The organism is Streptomyces sp. NPDC054834, from assembly GCF_053611185.1.
This window is the reverse complement of sequence record NZ_JBSGZV010000024.1, coordinates 48,053-73,517: the sequence shown is the minus strand read 5'-3', so window position 1 is coordinate 73,517 and position 25,465 is coordinate 48,053. Positions and strand designations below refer to the sequence as shown.

At 74.1% G+C, this 25,465-nt stretch carries 17 protein-coding genes and 1 pseudogene; 11 read left to right on the top strand and 7 right to left on the bottom strand.

Going from position 1 to position 25,465, the window contains the following annotated elements; translation table 11 throughout:
- Positions 1–248: 248 nt before the first annotated feature.
- The 6 genes from ACWGJM_RS28495 to ACWGJM_RS28470 are packed head-to-tail and all read left to right on the top strand — an operon-like array spanning position 249 to position 15,696.
- Positions 249–7,220 (top strand): SDR family NAD(P)-dependent oxidoreductase, encoded by a 6,972-nt coding sequence (locus tag ACWGJM_RS28495; protein WP_453414578.1) that lies wholly within the window; start codon positions 249–251, stop codon positions 7,218–7,220.
- A gap of 10 nt (positions 7,221–7,230) precedes the next feature.
- Positions 7,231–12,315, top strand: coding sequence for a beta-ketoacyl synthase N-terminal-like domain-containing protein (locus ACWGJM_RS28490; RefSeq protein WP_453414577.1), 5,085 nt, complete (start codon positions 7,231–7,233; stop codon positions 12,313–12,315).
- A complete protein-coding gene (locus ACWGJM_RS28485; protein WP_453414576.1) occupies positions 12,312–12,632 on the top strand; it encodes a phosphopantetheine-binding protein in 321 nt (106 codons plus the stop codon). The genes ACWGJM_RS28490 and ACWGJM_RS28485 overlap by 4 nt, the downstream gene beginning before the upstream one ends.
- 3 nt (positions 12,633–12,635) lie before the next feature.
- Complete coding sequence (locus ACWGJM_RS28480; protein WP_453414575.1) at positions 12,636–13,442, top strand: alpha/beta fold hydrolase; 807 nt, start codon at positions 12,636–12,638, stop codon at positions 13,440–13,442.
- Positions 13,439–14,623 (top strand): glycosyltransferase, encoded by a 1,185-nt coding sequence (locus ACWGJM_RS28475; protein WP_453414574.1) that lies wholly within the window; start codon positions 13,439–13,441, stop codon positions 14,621–14,623. Before ACWGJM_RS28480 ends, ACWGJM_RS28475 begins: the two co-directional genes overlap by 4 nt.
- Positions 14,620–15,696: a class I SAM-dependent methyltransferase gene (locus ACWGJM_RS28470; protein ID WP_453414573.1), complete on the top strand. Its 1,077-nt coding sequence runs from the start codon at positions 14,620–14,622 to the stop codon at positions 15,694–15,696. The genes ACWGJM_RS28475 and ACWGJM_RS28470 overlap by 4 nt, the downstream gene beginning before the upstream one ends.
- 46 nt (positions 15,697–15,742) lie before the next feature.
- Here the strand turns inward: ACWGJM_RS28470 and ACWGJM_RS28465 are convergent.
- Positions 15,743–15,945 (bottom strand): annotated as a pseudogene (locus tag ACWGJM_RS28465) (UPF0104 family protein); the annotation flags it as partial.
- A 244-nt stretch (positions 15,946–16,189) separates the two neighbouring features.
- Between ACWGJM_RS28465 and ACWGJM_RS28460 the strand changes: the two are divergent.
- The gene (locus ACWGJM_RS28460) at positions 16,190–16,840 is read left to right on the top strand and encodes a DedA family protein (RefSeq protein ID WP_453414572.1); all 651 of its coding nucleotides are present in this window, start codon (positions 16,190–16,192) and stop codon (positions 16,838–16,840) included.
- A gap of 23 nt (positions 16,841–16,863) precedes the next feature.
- On the opposite strand, the gene ACWGJM_RS28455 is transcribed toward ACWGJM_RS28460, so the two are convergent.
- On the bottom strand, positions 16,864–17,394 hold the full coding sequence (locus ACWGJM_RS28455; RefSeq protein ID WP_453414571.1) for a gamma carbonic anhydrase family protein: 531 nt from the start codon (positions 17,392–17,394) through the stop codon (positions 16,864–16,866).
- A 107-nt stretch (positions 17,395–17,501) separates the two neighbouring features.
- Between ACWGJM_RS28455 and ACWGJM_RS28450 the strand changes: the two genes are divergently transcribed.
- Entirely contained in the window at positions 17,502–18,272 is a 771-nt protein-coding gene (locus ACWGJM_RS28450; protein ID WP_453414570.1) for an acyltransferase, read from the top strand.
- 1 nt (position 18,273) lies between these two features.
- Here ACWGJM_RS28450 and ACWGJM_RS28445 read toward each other — a convergent pair whose 3' ends face one another.
- Complete coding sequence (locus tag ACWGJM_RS28445; protein WP_453414569.1) at positions 18,274–19,131, bottom strand: EamA family transporter; 858 nt, start codon at positions 19,129–19,131, stop codon at positions 18,274–18,276.
- A gap of 91 nt (positions 19,132–19,222) precedes the next feature.
- Here ACWGJM_RS28445 and ACWGJM_RS28440 point away from each other — a divergent pair, with 91 nt between their 5' ends.
- Together ACWGJM_RS28440 and ACWGJM_RS28435 are read left to right on the top strand one after the other, a co-directional pair.
- Positions 19,223–19,795, top strand: coding sequence for a helix-turn-helix domain-containing protein (locus ACWGJM_RS28440; RefSeq protein ID WP_453414568.1), 573 nt, complete (start codon positions 19,223–19,225; stop codon positions 19,793–19,795).
- A gap of 43 nt (positions 19,796–19,838) precedes the next feature.
- Complete coding sequence (locus ACWGJM_RS28435) at positions 19,839–20,396, top strand: YbaK/EbsC family protein (protein ID WP_453414567.1); 558 nt, start codon at positions 19,839–19,841, stop codon at positions 20,394–20,396.
- Between the two features lie 2 nt (positions 20,397–20,398).
- Here ACWGJM_RS28435 and ACWGJM_RS28430 read toward each other — a convergent pair whose 3' ends face one another.
- Positions 20,399–21,436, bottom strand: coding sequence for a cation diffusion facilitator family transporter (locus ACWGJM_RS28430; protein ID WP_453414566.1), 1,038 nt, complete (start codon positions 21,434–21,436; stop codon positions 20,399–20,401).
- A gap of 62 nt (positions 21,437–21,498) precedes the next feature.
- Here ACWGJM_RS28430 and ACWGJM_RS28425 point away from each other — a divergent pair, with 62 nt between their 5' ends.
- The gene (locus ACWGJM_RS28425) at positions 21,499–21,858 is read left to right on the top strand and encodes an ArsR/SmtB family transcription factor (RefSeq protein ID WP_453414565.1); all 360 of its coding nucleotides are present in this window, start codon (positions 21,499–21,501) and stop codon (positions 21,856–21,858) included.
- Between the two features lie 22 nt (positions 21,859–21,880).
- Here ACWGJM_RS28425 and ACWGJM_RS28420 read toward each other — a convergent pair whose 3' ends face one another.
- The 3 genes from ACWGJM_RS28420 to ACWGJM_RS28410 form a co-directional block, all read right to left on the bottom strand.
- Positions 21,881–23,101 (bottom strand): 4-hydroxybenzoate 3-monooxygenase, encoded by a 1,221-nt coding sequence (locus ACWGJM_RS28420; RefSeq protein WP_453414564.1) that lies wholly within the window; start codon positions 23,099–23,101, stop codon positions 21,881–21,883.
- A gap of 81 nt (positions 23,102–23,182) precedes the next feature.
- Complete coding sequence (locus ACWGJM_RS28415; protein ID WP_453414563.1) at positions 23,183–24,820, bottom strand: APC family permease; 1,638 nt, start codon at positions 24,818–24,820, stop codon at positions 23,183–23,185.
- Positions 24,821–25,022: 202 nt separating this feature from the next.
- Positions 25,023–25,439 (bottom strand): CoA-binding protein, encoded by a 417-nt coding sequence (locus tag ACWGJM_RS28410; protein ID WP_453414562.1) that lies wholly within the window; start codon positions 25,437–25,439, stop codon positions 25,023–25,025.
- Positions 25,440–25,465: the final 26 nt, after the last annotated feature.

The following is a 25,465-nucleotide window of genomic DNA, read 5'->3' as shown; positions in this document are numbered from 1 at the left end:
GGCTTGCGGTGGTGTGGTGCGTACCCGGGCATGGCCTGCGCGGTGGTGCGACTGAAGGGAATTGCTCGGATTTTCGGCTCTTGCGGTGAGTTCCGATGGCTGGCCGAATCAATTCGACGGCATGGGCAAGGCCAGCGCCGATATTGACCGGCGAGTAAGTCGCTCGCTAGTTTCCGGTGGCCTTGCACAGGAGTTCCCCGTCGCACAAGTCCCCCACCGTACTGGTCCACCGATTTTCTCGGAGCATCATGACGTCTGCCGTGCGCGCCCTGGACCTGATCATCTGCGTCACCCCTTTCGGAGAACCCGATGCCAGGCTCGCCGCGGCGGCATCCCGGGCCGGCGGACTCGGCGTCCTGGACCTGGGAGCCGGCGACCGAAGAACCCGTGAGGCGCTGGCCCGCCTGAGACGGATGGTCCCCGGGCCGTACGGGGTGCGGGTGGCCGCGCACTGCCGGATGCGGCCCGAAGACCTCCTCGCACATGGCCCGACGGGCCCGGGGGAGGAGCGTGCGGGCGCACCGGACACCGTGGTGCTGGCGCCGGACGCGCCGTGGCACGTCGACGAGATCGCCGCCCGCCACCGCGTTCTGGTCGAGGTGACGGACCTGGCCGCGGCCCGCGAGGCGGTCCGTGGCGGGGCGCACGGACTGATCGCCCGGGGCGGCGAGAGCGGCGGCCGGATCGGCGGCCTCAGCACCTTCGTACTTCTCCAACAGCTGCTGGCCGACCCCGACTTGGACGTGCCGGTGTGGGCCTGCGGCGGCATCGGGCCCCGTACGGCGGCGGCCGCCGTGGCCGGCGGGGCGGCCGGGGTGGTGCTCGACGGCCAACTGGCCCTGCTGGCCGAGTCCGAGCTGCCCGAGGCGACGGCGGCGGCACTGCGTTCCCTGGACGGCTCGGAGACCGTCGTGGTCGGCGGGCACCGCGTACTGCGCCGCCGGGGCCCGGACGCGCCGCCCCTGCCGGCCGACGACCCGGCGGCGGTCGCGGCCATGCTCGGCGCCCAGGACCCGCGCCGCCAACTGCTGCCGGTGGGACAGGACGGCTTCCTCGCGGCCCGTTTCGCCGAGCGATGGCGGGACGTGGGCGGCACCGTACGTGGGCTCACGACGGCCGTGCGGGAGGCGTCGGCGGAGGGTCCGCCGGCCGATTCCGGCGACGCTTCCCCCGCGAGCGCTCCCGGCCGTGCCCTGCTCCCCGGCTCCCCGATGAGCCGGGCCCTCGGCACCCGGCTGCCCGTGGCGCAGGGACCCATGACCCGGGTCAGTGACCAGGCGGGGTTCGCCGCCGCCGTGGCCGACGGGGGCGCGCTGCCGTTCCTGGCGCTGGCCCTCGCGAGCGGCGAGCAGGCCCGGGCGATGCTGGCGGAGACCCAGGCGGTGCTGGCGGGCCGGCCGTGGGGTGTGGGCGTGCTCGGGTTCGCGCCGGAGGACGTCAGGAACGCCCAGCTCGAAGCCGTACGGGAACTGCGGCCCAGCCACGCGATCATCGCGGGCGGCAGGCCCGCCCAGGCCGAGGCGCTGGAACGGGCCGGCATCAGCACCTTCCTGCACGTGCCCTCGCCGGGCCTGCTCAGGCAGTTCCTGGAGGCCGGGGCCCGCCGGTTCGTGTTCGAGGGCTCGGAATGCGGCGGCCACGTCGGACCGCGTGCGAGCTTCCCGCTGTGGGAGGCCCAACTCGCCGTCCTGGAGGACTTCCTGTCCGCCGCGGACGACGAGACCGCCCGGCGGATCGAGGTGTTCTTCGCGGGCGGCGTGCACGACGAGCGCTCGGCGGCGATGGTCGCCGCGCTCGCCGCACCCCTCACCGCCCGGGGCGCGGCGGTCGGCCTCCTCATGGGCACCGCCTACCTGTTCACGGCCGAGGCGGTCGAACGCGGCGCCATCCAGCCCCTGTTCCAGCGGCAGGTCGTCGCGGCGACCACGACCGCCCTGCTGGAGACCGCCCCCGGACACGCCACCCGCTGCGTGCCCAGCCCCTTCACCCGCGACTACCGCGACCGGGAAGCCGAGCTGCGCGCCCGGGGCGTGCCGGACCGGCGGCTCTGGGAGCAGCTGGAACGGCTCAACGTCGGGCGGCTGCGCATCGCCAGCAAGGGCCTGGACCGGCCCGACGGCGGGGAACTCACGCCCGTCGACGAGCAACGCCAGCTCGCCGAGGGCATGTTCATGGCCGGAGACGTGGCCGTCCTGCGCTCGGCGACCACCACGATCGACGCCCTGCACCGCTCGGTCACCGAGGGCGCGGCCGGCTTGCTCGCCGGCCGCACCAGGCAGCTGACCGAACGGCTCGGCGCCGACCGGACGCCGCGACCGGCGGCGCCCGCGCCGCTCGACATCGCTGTCATCGGCATGGCCTGCATGTTCCCCCAGGCCCCCGACCTGCCCGCCTTCTGGGCGAACGTCGTCGCCGGGCACGACGCGGTCACGGAGGTCCCGCCCGAGCGCTGGGACCCGGCCGTCCACCACGCCGACGGCAACACCACGTCAAAGTGGGGCGGCTTCCTGCCCCCCATCCCCTTCGACCCGCTGAGTTACGGCATCCCGCCCGCCTCGCTCGGCAGCATCGAGCCGGTCCAGCTGCTGTCCCTGGAGGCGGCCCGGCGTGCACTGGACGACGCCGGATACGGCGACACGGGGCGGGAGTTCGACCGCTCCCGCACCTCCGTCGTCTTCGGCGCGGAGGCGGGCAGCGACCTGTCCAACGCCGCCACACTGCGCGCCGTACTGCCGTCGTACTACGGAAAGGTGCCGGACGGGCTGGAGGCACAGCTGCCCCGGCTCACCGAGGACTCCTTCCCCGGCATGCTCGCCAACGTCATCTCGGGCCGGATCGCCAACCGCCTCGACCTCGGCGGGGCCAACTACACCGTCGACGCCGCCTGCGCCTCCTCACTGGCCGCGGTCGACGTCGCCTGCAAGGAACTCGTCGCCGGGACCAGCGACGTCGTACTCTGCGGCGGCGCCGACCTGCACAACGGCATCAACGACTACGTCCTGTTCTCCTCGGTGCACGCGCTCTCCCCGACCGGCCGCTCGCGGGCCTTCGACAGCTCGGCCGACGGCATCGCGCTCGGCGAGGGCGTCGCCTGCGTCGTCCTGAAGCGGCTGGCGGACGCCGAACGCGACGGCGACCGGATCTACGGCGTGATCAAGGGGCTCGGCTCGTCCAGCGACGGCCGCTCCCTCGGCCTGACGGCACCCCGCCCCGAGGGCCAGCGGGCCGCACTGGAAAGGGCGTACCGCAACGCACGCGTCTCACCCGCCGACGTCGGTCTCGTCGAGGCCCACGGCACCGGCACCGTGGTCGGCGACCGCACCGAACTCTCCATCCTCAGCGAGGTCTTCACCACCGCCGGCGCCGACGCGGGCGGCTGTTCGCTCGGCTCGGTCAAGTCGCAGATCGGGCACACCAAGTGTGCCGCAGGCCTCGCGGGCCTGATCAAGACCACGCTCGCCCTCTACACCGGCGTCAAGCCACCTACCCTGCACCTGGAGCGGCCCAACGCGGCCTGGCGGGAGGGGGAGAGCCCCTTCGCCTTCCACACACGGGCCCGGCCGTGGGCGGCCCCGGCCGGGGAACGGGTCGCCGGGGTCAGCGCGTTCGGCTTCGGCGGCACCAACTTCCATGTGGTCATCGGCGCTCACGGCGACGCCGTACCGCCCGAGCAGGCGCTGGACGCCTGGCCCGCCGAGCTGTTCCTCTTCCGGGGCAGGGACCTCCCGGCGGCCCACCGCGCCATCGGGGAACTGCTGACGGCCGCCGAGGCCGAGGGGCGCCCCTGGCGGCTGCGCGACCTCGCGCTGAGTGCGGCGAAACGAGCCGACGCCTCCCCGGAACCGGTGCGTGCGGCGATCGTGGCGGGTGACGTCGACGCCCTGATCGGGCAGTTGCGCAGGGCGCTGGCGGGGGAGCACGACCCGGACGCCGGCATTCATCTGGCGCGGCAGGAGGAGGAGGCCCTCGCCGAGGGCAAGGTCGCCTTCCTCTTCCCCGGCCAGGGCAGCCAGCGCCCCGGCATGCTCGCCGAGGTGTTCCTCGCCTTCCCCGAACTACAGCGGTTCCTGGAGCCGGCACGGGAGCACGCCGAGCGGATGTATCCGCCCGCCGCCTTCGACGAGGCAGGGCGGGCCCGGCAGCGGGCCGCGCTCACCGACACCCGGGCCGCCCAGCCCGCGCTCGGCATCACCGGCCTCGCCGCACACGCCCTGCTCGCCGCCGCCGGCGTACGGCCCGACATGGCGGCCGGACACAGCTACGGCGAACTGGCCGCCCTCTGCGCGGCCGGCGCCCTCGACCCCGAGACACTGCTGGAGCTCAGCGCCGAACGCGCGGCGGCGATCCTGGCCGCGGCGGGCGACGACCCCGGCACCATGGCCGCCGTCGCCGCCGGCGCCGAGGACGTCGAACGGGCCCTGCGCGCCTCGGGCGCACCCGCCACGGTCGTCGTCGCCAACCACAACTCGCCAGAGCAGACGGTGATCTCCGGCCCCACCGAGGACATCGCCACCGCCGTACGGCTGCTGCGCGCCGCCGGACACACCGCCAAGGGCGTCCCGGTCGCCTGCGCCTTCCACAGTCCCCTGGTGGCGGGCGCGGGCGAGCGGTTCGCCAAGATCCTGAAGGACAAGGCCGTACGGCCACCCGAGTTCCCGGTGTGGTCCAACCGCACCGCCGCCCCCTACGACCCCGACCCCGACGCCGTGCGCGCCGGACTCGCCGCGCAGATCGGCGCGCCGGTCGCCTTCGCCCGGCAGATCGAGGCGATGTACGAGGCGGGGGCGCGGACCTTCGTGGAGGCGGGGCCCGGCACGGTCCTCACCCGGCTGGTCCGGCAGATCCTCGGCGACCGCCCGCACCGCACCGTCGCCTGCGAGCCACGCGACGGCGGCGGCCTGCGCGGCTGGCTCGACGCACTCGCCCAACTCGCCGTCTCGGGACGGCCGGTGCGCACCGCCTGGCTCCTGAGAGGACGCGACGCCGTCGACGCGGTCCGCACACCGGCGCCCAAGCGGCCCGGGTGGACGGTCGACGGACAGCTGGTCCGCACCGCCGCCGGAGACCTCCTCCCCGGTGCGCTCGCACCGGCCCGACGTGTCGTGGAGACGACTGTGACGACGAACCCCCCGCACGGTGCCCCGCACGGCGCCCCCGCCGGCCGGGACGCGCTGATCTCCGAATTCCTGCGCACCAGCCGGGAGATGATCGCCGCGCAGCGAGACGTCCTCCTGACCTACTTCGGTGCGGTACCGGGCGCGTCGATCCCCGCACCGGCTGCCCCCGGCCCGCTGCCCCAGGCCGCGCCCGCCGAGCTGCTGCCCGCCGAGTTCCCGCCCGTCGAAGCGGCCGCCCCCTGGTCGCCGGCGCCCGATCCCGCCCAGGACAGCGGTGCGCCCACGGACGTCGACGTCCAGCGTGTCGTCCTGGAGATCATCAGCGAACGCACCGGCTACCCCGTCGACATGATCGAGCCCGACCTCGACCTGGAGGCGGACCTGAGCATCGACTCGATCAAACGGGCCGAGATCGCGGGCGAACTCGCCAAACGGCTGGGCATCGGCGGCGCCACCGACCTCCAAGCGGCCCTCGACGACGCCGAGTTGGAGGAGCTGGCCAGGGCGCGGACGGCCGCGGCGGTCACCGACTGGCTGGCGGCGCGGCTCAGCGCGGCCGACGACCGAACGGGGGCTGAACCGGCGACGATCCAGCCCACGGAGCCGTCCGAGATCACCGGCGAGGCTCCGAAACGGTTCGAGCTCCGCCCGGTGCCCCTGCCCGACGGCCCGCCGGACCCCACCGCCGTCCTCGCCGGGCAGCGGTTCGCCGTCCTCGGCGACGGCGCCGGCGCGGCCGGGCAGGTCGAGGCACGGCTCACCGGGTACGGCGCCCACGTCGTGACCGCCGGCCGGGAGCACCTCCTCACCGAGGCGGACGGCCCGCTGGACGGCGTCCTCTACCTCGGCGCGCTGCCCGGCGCCGACGTCCCGGTCCTGCCGGACGCCTTCCCCGTCCTGCGGGCCGCCCTGGCCCTGGGCCCGCGCCGGCTGCTGGCCGCCCGGCCCGCCGACGGCGCCGACGCACTGCCCGCGGCCGGGCTGTACGGCCTGTTCCGCACCATCGCCCGCGAGTACCCGGACACCCTCGCACGGGTCGTCGGCCTCGACGACACCGCCCCGTCCGCCGTCGCCGACGCCCTGCTCGCCGAGCTGCTCGCGCCGACGCCCGAGCAGGCCCCCGTCGTCCTGCGCACGGCCGCGGGCCGCCACGGCACGGAACTCGTCGAGGCACCGCTGGGCCCGCTCGGCGCCACCGGCGCAGGTCCCGCGGGGGACGGCGCCGCCGAGGCCGCCGCACTCGGCCTCGACCGGGACTCCGTGGTGCTGTTGGTGGGCGGCGCCCGCGGGATCACCGCCCGCTTCGCGGCCACGCTCGCCTCCGCCTGCCGCTGCCGCATCGAACTGATCGGCAGGACCCCCGCCCCCACCGGCCCCGAGGACCCGCGGACCGCCGGCGCCCGCACCCCGGCCGAACTGCGCGCGGCGCTCGCCGCCGACGCGGGCGGCGGCCCGCGCAAGCCCGCCGAGGTCAACCGCGCCACCGAACTCCTGCTGGCGCAGCGGGAGATCACCGCGACGCTCGAGGAACTCGCCGCACTCGGCAGCGACGCCCGCTACCGCTCCGTGGACTTCCGCGACCGGGACGCGGCACTCCAGGCGGTCAAGGAGATCCACGCCGAGCACGGCCGGCTCGACGGGGTCGTGTTCGCCGCCGGGGTGATCGAGGACCGGCTCATCGCCGAGAAGACCGCCGAGTCCTTCCAGCGCGTGTACGGCACCAAGACCGCCGGGGCGGCGACCCTGCTGGCCGCCCTGGAGGAACTCCCCACCGGGCCGGGCTTCGCCGTCCTGTTCGGCAGCGTCTCCGCCGTCCTCGGCAACCGGGGCCAGGCCGACTACGCGGCCGCCAACGACGCCCTGGAGGACCTCGGCGCCGACTGGGCGGCCCGTACCGGCCACCGCGCGCTGACCGTGCACTGGGGGCCGTGGGCGCCCACCGGCGGCCACACCGGCATGGTCAGCCCTGAACTCGGCCGGGAGTACGCCCGGCGCGGGGTGCGGCTCATCGACCCCGAAGAGGGCACCGCGGCCCTGCTGCGGGAACTCGCCTGGGGCGACGAGTCGGCCCGCGCGGTCGTCTACACCGCCTCGGGCTGGTGACATGTCGGACATGACGGAGCGTCAAACTCCGGTGGCGATCGTCGGAATGGCGGTCCTGCTGCCCGGGGCCGCCGACCTCGACGCCTACTGGCAGAACCTGCGCGACGGCGTGGACGCGATCGGCGACGTGCCCGAGAGCCGCTGGGATGCCGACTACTACCGTCCCTCGGCCGCGACCGGGCCTGCCGTCGCCGACCAGGTGTACTGCCGGCGCGGCGGGTTCGTGGACGGCCTGGCCGCGGTGGAGGTCACGAGGTTCGGCATCATGCCCGCCTCGGTGGCGGGCACCGAGCCGGACCAGCTGATCGCGCTGCACGTGGCCGACGCCGCGATCGCCGACGCGGGCGGCGCGGACCGGCTGCCCGACCGGCACCGCGTCGGTGTCGTCCTGGGCCGGGGCGGCTACCTCACCCCCGGCCTGGTCCGGCTCGACCAGCGGGTCCGGACGGCCGGACAACTCGTACGCACGCTGGGCGAGTTGCTGCCCGATCTGACACCAGACCAACTGGGCCGGGTCCGGGAGGCGTTCACCGAACGGCTGGGGCCGCAGAGCCCCGAGTCCGCGATCGGTCTGGTGCCCAACCTGGCGGCCTCCCGCATCGCCAACCGGCTCGACCTGCGCGGCCCCGCCTACACCGTGGACGCGGCCTGCGCCTCCTCGCTGGTCGCCGTCGACCAGGCGGTCGGCGAACTCGCCGCCGGGCGCTGCGACCTGATGCTGGCCGGGGGAGTGCACCACTGCCACGACATCACCCTCTGGAGCGTGTTCTCGCAGCTGCGCGCCCTCTCCCCGAGCCAGCGCATCCGCCCCTTCCACCGGGACGCCGACGGCATCCTCATCGGCGAGGGCACGGGCGTGGTCGTCCTCAAGCGTCTCGCCGACGCCGAGCGCGACGGCGACCGCGTCTACGCGGTGATCCGGGGCACGGGCGTGGCCAGCGACGGCCGTACGTCCGGTCTCGTCAACCCCGACCCGGGCGGCCAGGCCCACGCCGTACGCCAGGCCTGGCGGGCCGCCGGCCTCGACCCGGCCGCCCCCGGCGCGGTCGGCCTGCTGGAGGCGCACGGCACCGCCACCCCCGCCGGTGACGCGGCCGAACTGGCCACGCTGGCAGAGGTGTTCGGACGGGGAGACCCCGGCGCGCCGGACAGTGAGGACCGCGCCGTGCTCGGCTCGGTGAAGTCGATGATCGGCCACACCATGCCCGCCGCCGGAGTGGCGGGCCTCGTCAAGGCCGCCCTGGCCGTCCACCACGGCACGCTCCTGCCCACCCTGCACTGCGACGACCCCCACCCCGCGCTCGCCCGCACCCGCTTCCGGCCACTGCGGAAGGCGGTGCCCTGGGACACGACCCCGGACCGGCCGGTACGCCGGGCGGCGGTGAACGCGTTCGGCTTCGGCGGGATCAACGCCCACGTGGTACTGGAGGAGCCGCCCGGCGGGCACACGGCGCCGGCCATGGCACGCGCCGACCTCCGCGCCCCGGCACGCGTCGGCGGGCCGGGCGGTTCGGGGGCGGATGCGGGTGGGGGCGCTTCGGCGGCCCCGGCCGGCGTCGGTGAGCCGGCGGGCCGGGGGACAGGTGTGGTGGGCGGCGCCGCCGCCGGTGCCTCCGGGCCCGCCGGTTCCGGGGCCGTCGGGGACGAGGACCCCCGTGCCGCGGAACGCGCCGACCGGCCCGAGGGCTCGGTACAGGCCGTGGACGGGCCCCCGCGCACCCCCGCCCGGGTCACCGAACCCGAGCGTGTCCTCCTGCTCGCCGCCGACCACCCGGAGGGGCTCGTCGCGCTCCTCGCCGCGGACGACTCCGCCGTACTCGACTCCGGACTGGACAGCGACCGGACGCACCCCGAGGCCGGTCCGGTCCGGCTGGGCATCGTCGATCCGACCGCCAAGCGGCTGGCGCTGGCCCGGCGAGTGGTCGGCAAGGGCCGGGCCTGGCAGGGCCGCAGCGACGTCTGGTACCGGACCCGGCCGCTCCTCGGGCCCGGGCAGGGGAGACTCGCCTTCGTCTTCCCCGGCCTGGAAGCCGAGTTCACGCCCCGCGTCGACGACATCGCCGCCCACTTCGACCTGCCCCGGCTTCCCGGGGCCCCCGCCGAGGAGCTGCGGGTCGGTGACGTGGGCCGGCACGGCGCCGGTGTCGTCGGCGTGGGCCGGCTCCTCGACGCGGCGCTGCGCCGCATCGGCGTCGTGCCGGACGCGGTGGCCGGGCACAGCGTCGGCGAATGGACCGCGATGGCGGTGGCCGGGCTGTACTCCGGTGCCGAGGTCGACGCGTTCATGGCCGGGTTCGACCCGGACACGGTGACCGTCCCGGGCCTGGCCTTCGGCGCCGTCGGCGCACCCGCCGCGCAGGTCGCCGCCGCCCTCGCCGACGGCTGGGCGGACGCCGGGATCGTGCTCTCCCACGACAACGCGCCCAGCCAGTCGATGGTGTGCGGGCCGGACACGGCGGTCGGCGAGTTCGTCCGGGCCTTCCGCGCCCGCGGCGTGCTGTGTCAGGTGCTGCCCTTCCGCTCCGGGTTCCACACGCCGATGCTCGAGCCCTACCTGGCGCCCATCAAGGAAGCCGCCGACCGGTTCCGGCTCCATCCGCCCACCGTCCCCGTCTGGTCCGGGACCACGGCGGCACCCTTCCCGGAGGGCGAGGCCGCCGTACGCGAACTCTTCCTCCGGCATCTGCTCGAGCCCGTCCGCTTCCGCGCGCTCGTCGAGGCCCTGTACGACGCCGGGCACCGCGCCTTCGTCCAGGTGGGCCCGGGGCAACTCGCCTCCCTGATCGACGACACCCTCGGCGACCGCGATCACCTGGTCGTCGCCGCGAACTCGCCCCACCGCACGGGCCTCGCCCAACTCCGTCGCGCGGGTACGGCGTTGTGGGTGGCCGGGGCGCTGGTGGCACCGGCACTGCCCCGGCCGTGTGCCGCCGTACCCGCGGCCCGGCCGCACCGTCCGCCGGTCCGGCTGGACCTGGGCGGCGCGCTGGTGTCCCTCGACGGTCCGGCCCTGGCCGCACTGCGCGCGGAGTTACGCGCGACGCCTCCGGCGAGGGAGACGCGAGACCGAACCGGCGCCGACCCGACCCCGGTCGCCGGCATGCCGTCCCCGCTGGACGCCGTGGCCGAACGCTTTCCGGCCGCCGCCGAACTGAACGCGCTCCTGCGCGACACCGCGCACACGGCGGCCGCACTCATCGCGGCGGGTGGCCATGGACACCACTCGCCCCCGCCCGGGACCGGCGCCGGCTCTGCCGTTGCCACCCGGCAGACGACCGGCCCGCTGCCCGCCGCTGCCGGGCGCACCCCCGCCCGGGTCCCCGCGGCCACCGGGCAGGCCCCCGCTCGCACGGGAGCGCATGCCGGTCACCCTGAGGGAGGACGCCGCGCACCCGCGGCCGCCGGCCGGGCGGCCGTTCCGGTGCCCGCGGCCGCCGGGCCGAAGGCCGGCCCCGACCCCACGGCCTTCGGGCAGCCCCCGGTCCCTGCCCCTGAGGCCGCCCCGGGGACGACCGCCCCCGTCCCCCCGGCCACCTGGCAGACCACCGTCCGCGTGTCCCCCGAGACCATGCCCCACCTCCTCGACCACTGCTTCTTCCCACAGCGCCCCGGCTGGCCGGACGTGGCGGACCGGTGGCCGGTCGTCCCGGCGACCACGATCGTGCGGCACATGATGGACGCGGCGGAGCAGGCGTCACCCGGCATGCGGGCGGTCGCCGTGCACGGGGCGCGCTTCGACCGGTGGCTGACCGCCACACCGCCCGTCGACGTCACCGTCACCGTCACCCGCGCCCCGGACGACCCGCACCGCCTCGCCGTCTCCTTCGGCCCCACGGCCCGCGCCGTCGTCGAACTCGCCGACCGGCACCCCGCACCGCCCGTGACCCGCACGGCCCACCCCACCCCGGAACGCGTCCCCGACCACACCGCCACCCAGCTCTACACCGAGCGCTGGATGTTCCACGGACCGGCGTTCCAGGGGGTCACCGAACTCACCGGCATCGGCGACCGGCACGTACGCGGGGTCATCACCACCCCCTCCGCCCCCGGCGCCCTGCTCGACAACGTGGGCCAGATCCTCGGCTACTGGATCATGGCGACCCGGACCGGGCGGACCGTCGTGTTCCCCGTCCAGATGCGGCACATGCGGTTCCACGGACCGCACCCGGCCCCCGGTACGAAGGTCGAGTGCCTGGTGCGGATCACCTCGCTCACCGACACCGTCCTCGAGGCGGACGTGGAACTGACCGTCGCCGGACGGCTGTGGGCCCTGCTGACCGGCTGGCAGGACCGCCGGTTCGACAACGACCCGCAGACCCGCCCGGTCGAGCGCTTCCCCGAGCGCAACACCCTCTCCGAGCCCCGGCCCGGCGGCTGGTCACTGCTGCACGAGCGGTGGCCGGACCTCGCCTCCCGCGAGCTGATCATGCGCAACTCGCTGGCCGGCCCGGAGCGAGCGGAGTACGGCGAGCACGCGCCGCGCGGCCGCAGACAGTGGCTGCTCGGCCGGATCGCGGTCAAGGACGCCGTACGGCGATGGCTGTGGGAGCACGGCGAGGGGCCGGTCTTCCCGGCGGAGATCCGCGTCCGCAACGACGACCTGGGCCGCCCGTACGTCACGGGCGTCCACGGCCGCACCCTGCCCGCGCTCGACGTCTCGCTGGCCCACCGGGCCGAGGCGGGCGTGGCGATCGTACGGCCGCACAAGCCCGGACCGGGCCCCGGCATCGACATCGAAGAGGTCACCGAACGGGACCCGGCGGCCCTCGCCGCCGCGCTCGGCACGGACGAACTCGGGCTGCTGCGCGACCTGTCCGCGGCGGGGGACGCCTCGCTGTGGTTCACCCGGTTCTGGGCCGCCAAGGAGGCCGTCGCCAAGGCGGAGGGCACCGGATTCGGCGGCCGCCCCCGGGACTTCGCCGTCTTCCACGCGGTACCGGCCGGAGACCGGCTGCTGGTCTCGGGCCGCCTGGAACGCGTCTACACGGTGCGCCTCGCACCGGTCAGCAATCCCCCGGCACTGCCGGCCCGGGACTACGTCGTGGCCTGGACGACGGGCCCGGCGGGCGACGACGAAGAGGAGCAGGAGCGATGAATCCCACGGAGCCGACCACCGCGCACGCCGACGAGCAGGTGGTGCTCGCCGACATCAGGGGCCTGCTCCTGACCCTGCTGGAGGAGTACGGCGACGAGGATCTCGAGATCGGCATGAACACCACGTTCAACCGCGATCTCGAACTGGAGAGCATCGATCTCGTGGCCCTCGCCGGTCTGCTGAAGGAGCACTACGGGAACCGGGTCAACTTCGCCGAGTTCCTGGCCGGCATGGAGTTCGAGGAGATCATCGAGCTCACCGTCGGCAGGCTCGTCGAGCACGTCGTGCAGAGCCTGAAGGCCTCGGAGGCGGGCTGACGGATGGCCATGGTCGACGCCGGCGACATCCGGCTGCACGTGCAGAGAATCGGCCCCGAGGACGGCCGCGCCCCGGTGGCCACCGCCGTGCTCGTCCACGGCCTGCTCACCGACAGCCTGGCCAGCTACTACTTCACGGTCGCCCCGCGGTTCGCGGCGGCGGGCGTCGACGTGGTCATGTACGACCTGCGCGGCCACGGCCGCAGCGAACGACCGCCGTCCGGCTACACCCTCGACCACAACATCGACGACCTCGAGGCACTGCTCGACCGGCTGGGGATCACCGGGCCCGTCCATCTCGTCGGCAACTCCTACGGCGGCACCGTCGCCTTCGGCTACGCCGCCCGCCATCCGGAGCGGGTGGCCAGCCTCGCCCTGATCGAGTCCGAGCCGGCGACCGCGGCCTGGGCGGCGAAACTGGGCGGGATCCTGGACCGGGTGGTCTCCGAGCTGACGTACAACGAGCCCGACACGATCGCCTGGATCAGCGCCAACCGCGGTCACCACACCGCTCGCCTCGCCAAGGGCGCCGGACGACTGGCCCGGGAGACCACCCTCGGCCGGGACGTCCCCGCCAGCCGGGTGCTCACCGAGTCCGAGATCAGGGCCGTACGCTGCCCCGTCCTCGGCGTCTACGGCGGCGACTCGGACGTGGTGGAACTGGTGCCGCTGAAGGAGGCCCTGCTCGCGGACTTCCGGTCCGTCGTGCTGCCGGGACACGAGCACTCCGTGCTGGTGGAGGCGGCCGGGGCGGTCGGCGGGCACGTCCTGGACCTGATCCGCTCGGCGGGCGCCGAGGCAGTCCGGTGAGCGGGTTCCTGTTCGTCGTACCGCCCCTGGTCGGGCACATCAACCCCACGGTGGGCGTCGCCGCGGGGCTCGCCGCGCGCGGACACCGGGTGGCCTGGGCGTGCGCCGACCCCGCGCTGGTACGGCGGCTCGCGGGCCCGGAGGCCGTCGTCCTGCCCTGTGCGGGACCGGCCCCGGCCGCGCGCCCGCCGGAGCTGCGGGGGCCGGAGGCGCTGAAGTACCTGTGGGAGGGGTACCTGCTGCCGCTCGCGCACGCGATGGCTCCCGGGGTGCGGGCGGCCGTCGGGGAGTTCCGGCCCGAGGTCGTCGTCGCCGATCAGCAGGCCTTCGCCGGAGCCCTGGTGGCCGAGCGCCTCGGCCTGCCCTGGGCCACCTCCGCCACCACCTCGGCCGAACTCACCGGCGCCTACGACGGCATACCCAAGGTCGCCGACTGGCTCCGGGCGAGGCTCCGCGAACTGCGCGCCCGCATCGGCGACCCGGCCGGCGACACCGACCCGCGCTTCTCGCCCCACCTGCTGCTGGCCTTCAGCACCCCCGAACTAGCCGGCCCGTCGGCCGCCCGGGGCGACCACATCCACTACGTCGGCCCCTCGATCGCCGACCGCCCGGCCGCGCCCGGCTTCCCCTGGGAGTGGCTGGACCCCGGCCGGGCCACGGTCCTGGTGACCCTCGGCACCGCCAACGCCGACGTGGGCGGGCGCTTCCTCGCCGAGTGCGTGAGCGCGCTGCGGGAGCGGGCCGACAGGGTGCAGGCGGTGGTGGCCGATCCCGGGGGCACCCTGCCGGCGTCCGGCGACGACAAGGACGTCCTGGTCCTGCCCTCGGTGCCCCAGCTCCCGCTCCTGGAAAGGGCCGACGCGGTGGTGTGCCACGCCGGGCACAACACTGTCTGCGAGGCCCTCTGGCACGGCGTCCCGCTCGTCGTCGCCCCCATCCGCGACGACCAGCCCGTGGTGGCCGCCCAGGTCGTCGACGCCGGAGCGGGCGTCCGGGTGCGGTTCGGCCGGGTCACCGCGGCCCGGCTGGGCCCCGCACTCGACGCCGTCCTGCACGAACCCGCCCACCGCACCGCCGCCGGCCGGGTCCGCGCCGCCTTCCGGGCGGCGGGCGGCGCCCCCGCCGCCACCGTCCACCTCGAGCGACTGGCCGCCGACGCACGCCCGGAGGAGAGCCGATGAGCAACGAAACCCAGGGCCCTGACCGCGCTGACCGGGTCGCCGCGCTGCGCCCCGCCTACCAGGCCGACCTGGCCGACGGCACGGACCGCTTCTTCGCGCCCCGCCGCACCACCTGCCCCTGGTGCCGCTCGGACCGTCTGACCACCCGGCTGCGCACCACCGACCTGCTCCAGCACAAGCCGGGCCGCTTCGTCCTCGACCGCTGCGAGGCCTGCGGGCACACCTTCCAGAACCCGGCGCTGAACGAGACGGGCCTGGAGTTCTACTACCGCGACTTCTACGACGGCCTCGGCGAACAGCGGATGGGCGGGACCTTCGGCGGCCGCACCGGGATGTACCGGGGCCGCGCCGAGTCGATGCTGCCGCACGACCCCACCCCGAAGAACTGGCTCGACGTCGGCACCGGCCACGGCCACTTCTGCGCCGCCGCCCGCGAGGTGCTGCCCGGCACGACGTTCGACGGCCTCGACTTCACCGACGGCGTGGAGATCGCCGAACGAGAGGGTCGCGTCGAGCACGGCCACCGCGGTTCCTTCCCCGAGCTGGCCCCCGACCTCGCCGCCCGCTACGACGTCGTGAGCATGTTCCACTACCTGGAACACAGCACCGACCCCGACCGCGAACTGCGCGCCGCCCACCAGGCCGTCCGCCCCGGAGGCCACCTGCTCATCGAGGTCCCCGACCCCGAGAGCCGCTACGCCCGTCTCCTCGGCCGCTGGTGGCTGCCCTGGCTCCAGCCGCAGCACCTGCACCTCGTACCGGTCGGCAACCTGCGCCGGCGGCTCACCGAACTTGGCTTCACCGTGGTCGCCGAACAGCACGCCGAGCCGCACGACCCGGTCGACCTGCTCGCCGCCGTCTGGCTGGCCCTGGACCACATCGCGCCGCGCGAGGACGCCCCCTGGCTGCCCGAGCCGCCGGGCGCCCTCCGGCGCGGCCTGCGCGTCGCGGTCCTTCTCGCGGGGGTGCCGGTGCTCGTCGCGGCCACGCTCCTCGACCGGTTCGCGGTACGGCCCCTGTCCCATCGCCTCGGTCTGTCCAACGCCTACCGTCTGGTCGCCCGACGCGAGTGACCGGCGCGAGCGACGGGCGCGGGTGACCGGCGTGAGCGACCGCCGCTCACAGCACCTTGGCGCGGATCAGTGCCGACAGCACCAGCGTGCCCGGCAGCAGCGGCAGCCAGTCGGTGAGCACGCGGTAGCCGATCACGGTCGCGGTGGCCGCGCCCACCGGGGCGCCGCACGCGGCGACGAAGCGAGGGAACGGTTCGCCGGCCCCAGACCACCACCAGCTACAGGGGACAGAGGCACAGAGCCAGCCGCAGCGGGCGGGCCGGGGCGGGGGACACCGGGGGCGCGGGCGCGTCGAGCCGGAGGGAGGACACGGCAGGGTGCTTCCCGCCTCGCGTGTCGCCCGGATGTCCGGGAACCGACGCGGCGTCGGCGGATCGGTGCCAGGTCCGCGCGCACGGGCGCCGCCGTCCGGCGGTGAACCGGTAGCCTTCACAGGGGGCGCGCCGTCGGGTGACGTCCGCAGCAATGAGGACCGACAGGGGAGGAACCGGCGGTGCACGTCCAGGAATGGCTCGACTCGGTGCCCGCGGCCGCCGTCTACGCCGTGGTCGGCCTGGTGATCGGTCTGGAGAGCCTGGGCATCCCACTGCCCGGCGAGGTCATCCTGATCTCGGCGGCCCTGATGTCGTCCCAGCACTCCGGCATCAACCCCGTCGTACTGGGCGCGTGCGCGACCGCCGGCGCGGTCATCGGTGACTCCATCGGCTACGCGATCGGCCGCAAGGGCGGCCGCCCGCTGCTGGCCTGGCTGGGCAAGAAGTTCCCCAAGCACTTCAGCGAGGGCCATATCGCCACCGCCGAGCGGTCTTTCGAGAAGTGGGGCATGTGGGCGGTCTTCTTCGGCCGCTTCGTCGCGCTGCTCCGCATCTTCGCCGGCCCGCTCGCCGGAGTCCTGCACATGCCGTACTGGAAGTTCCTGACCGCGAACGTCCTCGGCGGCATCTGCTGGGCGGGCGGCACCACCGCGGTCATCTACTACGTCGGAGTCGTCGCCGAGGACTGGCTCAAGCGCTTCTCGTACCTGGGCCTGGTGGTGGCGCTGCTGATCGGCCTGACGTCGATGCTGGTGATCAGGCGCAAGGCGAAGAAGGCGGCGGCCGAGAAGCGGCAAGCCGAACCGGAGCCCGTTCCGGCCACCGACTGAGGATCGAGGGAGAGCCCCGGCGCTCAGCCCTGGTGCACGTCCCGGTGTGCCTTCGCCAGTTCCGCGTACATGGTGCCGTTGAGTGTCACTCCCTGACGCTCCTCCTCCGTCAGCTCCCGCTTCACCTTCGCCGGCACCCCCGCCACCAGTGAACCCGGCGGCACCACCATCCCCTGCGGCACCAAGGCCTGCGCGGCGACCAGCGAACCGGCTCCGATCACCGCCCCGTTGAGCACCGTCGCCCCCATCCCGATCAGGCAGTCGTCCTCGACGGTCGCACCGTGGACCACGGCGTTGTGCCCGATGGACACCCGCTCCCCGACGCTGACCGGAAAGCCGGGGTCGGCATGGAGCGTCACGTTGTCCTGGACGTTCGCGCTCGCTCCGACGCTGATCCGCTCCACGTCCCCGCGCACCACCGCCCCGTACCAGACGCTCGCCCCCGCCTCCAGCGTCACGTCCCCGATCACGGACGCCGTGGGCGCCACGAACGCCTCGGGGTCGACCTTCGGTTCCCTGCCGCCCATGCCCGTGATCAACGCCTTGTGCGTCATCGCCTTCTCCTCGTCGTCGCTGTCTCCGCACCGTACGCCACCCGGTGGGGCGAAGATCACAGCCTTCCGGCCTCTCGGGCGGACCGCGCGCTGAGTACCGTGAGCGGGTGCCCAAGCCCAAGAACACGTTCTCGTTCTCTTCCTGGCGGCGCGGCCTCCTCCAGCGCGCCGTGCACGCGGGCTGGGCGTGGGTGCAGCGCACGGGATCGGTGACCGCCGAGCACCCCGGACGGCTGCGCTTCGGCGCCATGGGAACGGGTACCAGGCTCGCCTTCCCGCTGGGCACCGTCTTCGGTGAACCCTGGATCCACCTCGGCGCCCACTGCATCGTCGGCGAGCAGGTCACCCTGACCGCGGGCCTCATGCCCGACCTCGACCTCGGCCCCGAGCCCATCCTGCGCATCGGCGACGGGGTCGTGCTCGGCCGCGGCAGCCACGTCATCGCCGATACGACGGTCACCATCGGCAGCGACTGCTATTTCGGCCCGTACGTCTACGTCACGTCCACCAACCACTCCTACGACGACCCGCACGAGCCGATCGGCAGGCAGTGGCCGCGGATGGAGCCGGTGGAGATCGGCCCGGGGTGCTGGATCGGCACCGGCGCGGTGATCCTGCCGGGCGCGCGGATCGGCCGGAACGTGGTCGTGGCCGCCGGGGCGGTGGTCCGCGGGACCGTGCCCGACCACGCCGTGGTGGCCGGCGCGCCCGCCCGGGTCGTACGACGCTGGACCCCCGCCGACGGCTGGCAGCCGCCGCTTCGGACCCCGCCTCCCGTGCCGATCCCGGAAGGCGTCACCCCGGACCAGCTGTCGGCCCTGGCCGACCTGGACGAGCGGGACGTGGCCCGGCTCGCCGAGCTGGAGACGGAGAGCTGAGTCAGCCCGTCGCCAGCAGCAGCGTGCCCAGCAGGGCGAGGCCCGCGCCCGCCGCCTGGACGGCGCGCAGGCGTTCGTGCAGGAAGCCCCGGGCGGCCAGGGCGGTCACCACCGGGTACAGCGAGGCGAGCACCGCGGCCACGGTGACCGGGCCGTGCTGGGCGGCGACCGAGTAGGTGCCGTTGGCCGCCACGTCCGCGAGTCCGACGAACGCGAGCGCCGGCAGGGCGGCCCAGGGGAAGCCGCCCGCCGGGAGGGCGGGGGCGCCCCGCTTGACGGAGACGTACAGCGCGGCGCCACCCGCGGCGACGTTCGTCACGCGCTGCACGAACAGTGCGAGGAACAGGCCGGTGACGGTGGTCGAGGCCTCCGCGATCAGCGCGAACACCGTGCCGAAGCCGAGCGCCGCGACCAGCGTGAGCAGGATCGCCTGCCGCTGCACGGGCGCGCCGCGCAGTTGCGGCCCGCCTGCGAGGACGACGCCGGTGACGGCGACCGCGATGCCCGCGACCTGCGCCGGGCCGGGACGCTCACCGAGGAGGAGGCCGACGGTGACGGGCACGGCGACGCTGAGGGTGGCGAGCGGCGACACGACGCCCATCGGCCCCAGTGCGAGCGCCTTGTAGAAGGACAGGAGTGCGACCGGGCCGACGAGGCCCGCCGCGAACGCGAACCACAGCCGGGGACCGGCCTCGCTCCAGCCGCCCGTCGCGACCACGATCGCGCCCAGCACCACGGCCGCGATCGCCTGGGACAGCACGACGACCGACAGTGCGGGGTTGCGCCGCGTCAGCAGCCCGCCGCCGAAATCGGCCAGGCCCCACAGGAGGCTGGTGGCCAGGGCGAAGAATGCTGTCACGGGCCCTCGCTTAGTACAGTTCGGTGAACGATTGGTACACCCACCGTAGTTCAGTTTGATGAACCCTGTCATCTAGAATATTGGACGGAATGTGTCGGACCTCGATCTGCTGACCCAGTCCCTGGCGCGCAGCGTCAAGCACTGGCGCGCGGTGCGCGGCTTCACCCTGGACGTGCTGGCCGCCCGGGCCGGCGTCAGCCGCGGCATGCTCATCCAGATCGAGCAGGCCCGCACCAACCCCAGCCTCGGCACCGTCGTCAAGATCGGCGACGCGCTCGGTGTCAGCATCACCACCCTGCTCGAGTACGAGCAGGGTCCGACGGTCCGGATCGTCCCGGCCGAGCAGGCCGTACGGCTCTGGCACACGGACGCGGGCAGCTACAACCGGCTCCTCGCGGGCACCGAGGCCCCCGGACCGCTGGAGATCTGGGACTGGCGCCTGATGCCCGGCGAGCACAGCTCCTCCGACCCGCACCCCGCCGGCACGGTAGAACTCCTCCACGTCACGGCCGGGGAGCTGACCCTCGCCGTCGACGGCACGGAGTACCGCGTCCCGGCCGGCGCGAGCGCCTCCTTCGAGGCGAACACTCCCCACACGTACGGCAACACCGGCGACGTGCCGATGGAGATGGTGATGGCGGTCTCGGTGCCGCCCGTCCCCTGAGATGCCCGGCCGCCCCTCGCCCCACGGCTGTTAGCGTGCGGCCATGCGCGCACCCATCGGTCACTTCGACACCGCCACGCCCGCTCCGGACTGCCTCGACGAGCTGACCCGCCCGGTCGCCGACGCCGTACGCGACTGGCGCGGCAGCGTCCCCGCCGACCAGATCGTCTACGTCGACACCGATCCGCAGTGGGCGGACACCGCCGTCTTCGTCGAGCACTACGGCCGCGAGCTGCTGGAGCAGTCGGCCAACTGCGTGGTCGTCGCGGGCAAACGGGGCGGCGAGAGCACCCTGGCCGCGTGTGTCGTTCTCTCCACCACCCGGGTCGACGTGAACGGCGTCGTGCGCCGCCGGCTCGGTGCCCGCAAGGCCTCCTTCGCGTCGATGGAGACCGCGACGGGGGAGACCGGCATGGAGTACGGGGGCGTCACCCCGATCGGTCTCCCGGACGGCTGGCCGGTGCTGGTGGACTCGGCCGTCGTCGACCTGCCGTACGTCCTGGTCGGCAGCGGACGCCGGCGCGGCAAGCTGCTGGTGCCGGGGAAGGCGTTCGCCGAGCTGCCCGGTGCCGTGGTGCTGGAGGGTCTGGGCGTGGCCTGACGTCAGGCGGTCACGTGGTGGGCCAGCGGCAGATGCGGGTCCGTCTCGCCCGGGGCGGGCGCCGGATCCGCGTGCACCAGGGCCGCGGTGAGCCTCGGCACGGCGTGCAGCAGGGCGTGCTCGGCCTCGACGGCGACGGCGTGCGCCTGCCGGACCGTCGCCTCGCCGTCCACCACGACCGCGACCTCCGCGCGCAGCCGGTGCCCGATCCACCTCAGCCGAAGCTCGCCGACCTCCCGCACCCCCGGGACCTCCCTGAGCGCCCGCTCGGCCCGGTCCACCAGCGCCGGGTCGACGGCGTCCATCACCCGCCGGAACACCTCGCGCGCCGCGTCCCGCAGCACCAGCCCGATCGCCGCCGTGATCGCCAGCCCCACCAGCGGGTCGGCGAGCCGCCACCCCAACGCGGATCCTCCGGCGCCGACCAGCACGGCCAGTGACGTGAAGCCGTCCGTGCGGGCGTGCAGACCGTCGGCGACCAGCGCGGCCGAGCCGATCGCGCGGCCCACCCGGATCCGGTACCGGGCCACCCACTCGTTCCCCGCGAATCCGGCCACGGCGGCGACGGCGACGGCCGGGACGTGCGTCACGGGCCGCGGGTCGAGGAGCCGGTCCACCGCCGTCCATGCGGCGAAGGCCGCGGACGCGGCGATCGTCAGCACGATCGCGATGCCCGCGAGATCCTCGGCGCGCCCGTATCCGTAGGTGAAGCGGCGCGTGGGGGCGCGGCGGCCGAGTGCGAAGGCGATGGCCAGCGGTACGGCGGTCAGCGCGTCCGCGGCGTTGTGCACCGTGTCGCCGAGCAGTGCCACCGACCCCGAGGCGGCCACCACGACCGCCTGCACCAGGGCCGTCCCGCCCAGCACCGCCAGCGACACCCACAGGGCGCGCATGCCGCGCGCGCTCGACTCCAGCGCGGGGTCGAGCTTGTCGGCGGTCTCGTGGGAGTGCGGGGTGAGGAGATGGGCGAGGCGGTGGCGGACAGAGGGACGGTGAGGGTGTTCGTGGTGAGGGTGATGGTGGTGGTGCCGATCGCTCACGGGGCTCCCCTTCCGGTGCGCGGAGGTGGACGGGCGGCCGCCCACAGCGCCATTATGTGCGTATGAGCGCACGCATGCACCTGTCATCTGCGCACCATGCGCACCCGCGCAGCCCGGGCGAGGAGCAGTTCGCGCTCGCCGCCGAACTCCTCGCCCTGCTCGGCGACCGCACCCGCCTCGCGCTGCTGCACGCCCTGACGGAGGGGGAGGCGGACGTCACGACCCTCACGGCGGCGTGCGGGGCTGCCCGGCCGGCCGTCAGCCAGCACCTGGCCCGGCTGCGGCTCGCGGGGCTGGTGAACACCCGCAAGGAGGGCCGCCGGGTGGTGTACTCACTGCGCGACGGACATCTGCGCCGCCTCGTCGACGAGGCGCTGAACGTGGCGGACCACCGGCTCAGCGACCGCCCGCCGCACGACTGACCGCACCGAGTACCGACGGCGCCTAGTACCGCGCCGCCGTTCCCAGATACTGCTCCGCGAACGCGGCTGCCGCCGCCGGGGAAGTGAACAGGCGCCGCAGCCGGGCCATCGTGGTGCCCGCGCGGTAGGGATCGCCGGAGGCGGCGCCGTGGTAGATGTCGGACAGCCACTGCGAGAACTCCTGGTAGTCCCACACCCGCCGCAGGCATGCCGCCGAGTAGCCGTCCAGCCCGCTGTCGTCGCCCTCGGTGAGCCGCGCGGCGAGCGCGTCGCCGAGCAGGAAGGCGTCGTGCAGGGCCAGGTTCATGCCCTTGGCCGCGATGGGCGCGGTCAGGTGCGCGGCGTCACCCGCGAGGAACAGCCGCCCGGACGCCACGGGCTCCACGACGTAGTCGTGCATGTCCAGCACGCGCTTCTCGATCAGCCGTCCCTCCGTCAGCGGTGGCGCCCCCACTGCCCCGAGCCGCTCCCGCAGCTCGGTCCAGACGCGTTCGTGTCCCCAGTTCTCCGGGTCGTCGCCGGGCGGGCACTGGAGGTAGTAGCGGGTGACTTCCGGGCCGCGGGCCATGTGCCCGGCGAACCCGCGCGGATGGACGCCGAACACGACGCAGTCGGAGGACGGCGGCGCCTCGGCGAGCAGCGCCAGCCAGCCGATGCCGTAGTCGTGCCGCGCGATCCGGGCCCGCCCGGACGGCAGCGCGTCCCGCGTCACGCCGCGAGCCCCGTCGCAGCCCGCCACGAACTCGCAGTGGATCACCCGGCGTCGGTCCGTCTCCGGGCAGAGGTACGACACCGACGGCCGGCCGGTGTCCAGGTCGTGCAGCCGTACGTCCCGCACGCCGAAGCGGATGTCGCCGCCCCGGACGTCGGCGTACTCGCGCACCAGGTCGGTCACCAGCAACGGCTGGGGATACACGTAGTGGTGGTGACCCGTCAGGTCGGTGTAGGAGAACCGGTAGCGCTCACCGTCGAAGCGGAACTCGCACCGGGAGTGCGCCTGCGCCCGGGCGGGCAGGTTCCCGGCCAGTCCGCGCCGCGCGAGCTCGCGCACCGCCCACTCCTCGACGATCCCGGCTCTCGGCCGTGTCTCGATGAACTCCCGGCTCTCGGTCTCCAGGACGACACAGTCGACGGCGGCGGCCCGCAGGGTGTTGCCGACGGTGAGTCCGGCGGGCCCGGCGCCCACGATGACGACGGGACGGCGTTCCGCGGAAGGGGAGTCGTGGGGGGAGGGGAGCGTCACCCGAGCATTATGACGGTGTCCCGTCAGCCGCGGCCGGGGGCCGTGGCGGACGGGACACCGCTTGGTCGGAGGGGGACCGGGTCAGTGCGCCGGAGCGTCGGTGACCACGACCTCCTCGATGCTGCGCTCGATCTGCTCGGGCTTCGAGGCGGTCGCCTTGGCCCAGTAGTAGATGCCCAGGGAGAAGGCCGCCACCACCAGGATGTCCCACCACAGGGCGATGTGACCCTGGCCACCGAAGCCGCCCTGCCACGAGATCAGGCCCAGGCCCACCAGGTAGGCCGGCAGCCACTGCGCGGCGCGGAAGTCCAGCCGGGGCGCGTCGGGCAGTCCCTTGCTGGTGGCGTAGAAGGCGTAGCCGCCGAGCAGCACGTAACCGAGGACGATCGCGAAGCCCAGGCGCCACAGGGTGTCCCAGCCGGCCCAGTAGATGATCAGGTTGGCCACCACGAAGGACAGCGGGGAGATGACCTTGCCGCCGGGCAGCCGGTAGGGGCGCTCGTGGTTCGGCAGGCGGTCGGCGAAGACGCCGTACGCCAGCGGGGCACCCGCGTACATCAGGACGCTCGCCGAGGTGATGAAGCCGACCAGCTCCTGCCAGCTCGGGAACGGCAGGAAGCAGACCACACCGGTCACGAAGGACATGATCAGGCCGAACCACGGCACGCCGCGCTGGTCCGTCTTGGCGAACGCCTTCGGCGCGTAGCCGTTCTTGGCCAGGCCGAAGGAGACGCGGGAGGTGGCGGTGGTGTAGATCAGGCCGGTGCCGCCGGGGGAGATGATCGCGTCGACGTAGAGCACCCAGCCCAGCCAGCCCAGGCCGACCAGGGTCGCCAGGCCCGCCCACGGGCCGCTGATGCCCGCGAAGTCGAGCTTGGCCCAGCCGTGCGCGAACGAGGCGTGCGGCAGTGCGGCGATGAACACGACCTGGAGCAGGATGTAGATCACCGCGCCGATCGCGACGGAGCCGAGGGTCGCACGCGGCAGGTCCCGCTTCGGGTTGCGGCTCTCGCCCGCCAGCTGGATCGCCTGCTCGAAGCCGAGCAGCGCGAAGATGATGCCGCTGGAGCTGATGGCGCCGAGCACGCCCTTGGCGCCGAACGGGGCGAAGCCCTCCGAGGTGAAGTTCGACGTGTGGAAGTTGCCGGCGGCGATGATGAAGATCGCGCCCAGCGGGACGGCGATCTTCCACCAGGTGGCGGCGCTGTTGGTGTGCGCCAAGGCGCGGACGCCGAAGAAGTTGACGCCGACGAAGACCGCCATGAGGGCGACGGCGGTGAGGAAACCGCTGGTCGTCAGTGTGCCGTCGGTGTGCTGGAGGCCCTGGGCCCACTTCCAGTGACCGGCGTAGCCGATCATGGCCTCGACCTCGATCGGGGCGACGGTCGCCGCCTGGAGCCAGGCGAACCAGCCGAAGGACATGCCGGCCAGGCCGCCGAACGCGTAGTGCGGGTAGCGCGCGGTGCCGCCGGCCACGGGGAACATGCCGCCGAGTTCGGCATGCACCAGCGCGAGGAGGACGATCGCGATCGCGCCGATCACCCACGAGATGATCGCCGCGGGACCGGCCACCACGACCGCCTTCTCGGCGCCGTAGAGCCAGCCGGAGCCGATGATGGAACCCACAGAGGCCCACATCAGTCCGATCAGCCCGACGTCCCTCCGTAGACCGCTGGAGTCCTTCGTGGCTTCCGGCACAGCATGGTCGACATTCACCATGTCAAGTGGCCTCTCAGTTTCTGAACGCAGGTTTAACGAGCAATGCCGCCATAGGCTAGGGATGCATCCGAAAACGCAAAAGAGTGTTTCCGAAGTTTTGACTCTTCACCTGGAACGTTGCGAGCTCGCTCTTCGCACAGGTCAGGGACTGCCACGGAATGTTCGTATTCAGACACGGAATGTGAGAAGAGAGTAAGACAGCTTAGGATGGCAGATGCAGACGGGGAATTTCGATCGCCGGGCACCGGTCCATCACCATCTCCAGTCCCGCCGCCCGGGTCCGCTCGTACGCGGCCTCGTCGACCACTCCGAGCTGGAACCAGACCGCCTTCGCGCCCTTGGCGACCGCCTCGTCGGCGACCGGCCCGGCGAGGCCGCTGTTGACGAAGACATCGACCACGTCCACCTCGAACGGGATCTCGGCGAGCGAGGCGTAGCCGGGCTCGCCGTGCACCGTCTCCGCGTTGGGGTGGACGGGCACCACACGCTTGCCGAAGCGCCGCAGCACCTCCGCGACGCCGTACGCGGCCCGGCTCCGGTTCGAGGAGAGGCCGACGACGGCCCAGGTGTCACCGAGCTCGGACAGGATCCTGCGGATGGTCGCTGCGTCGCCGTACACGTCCGGCCTCCTCGGGCATCGGGGGT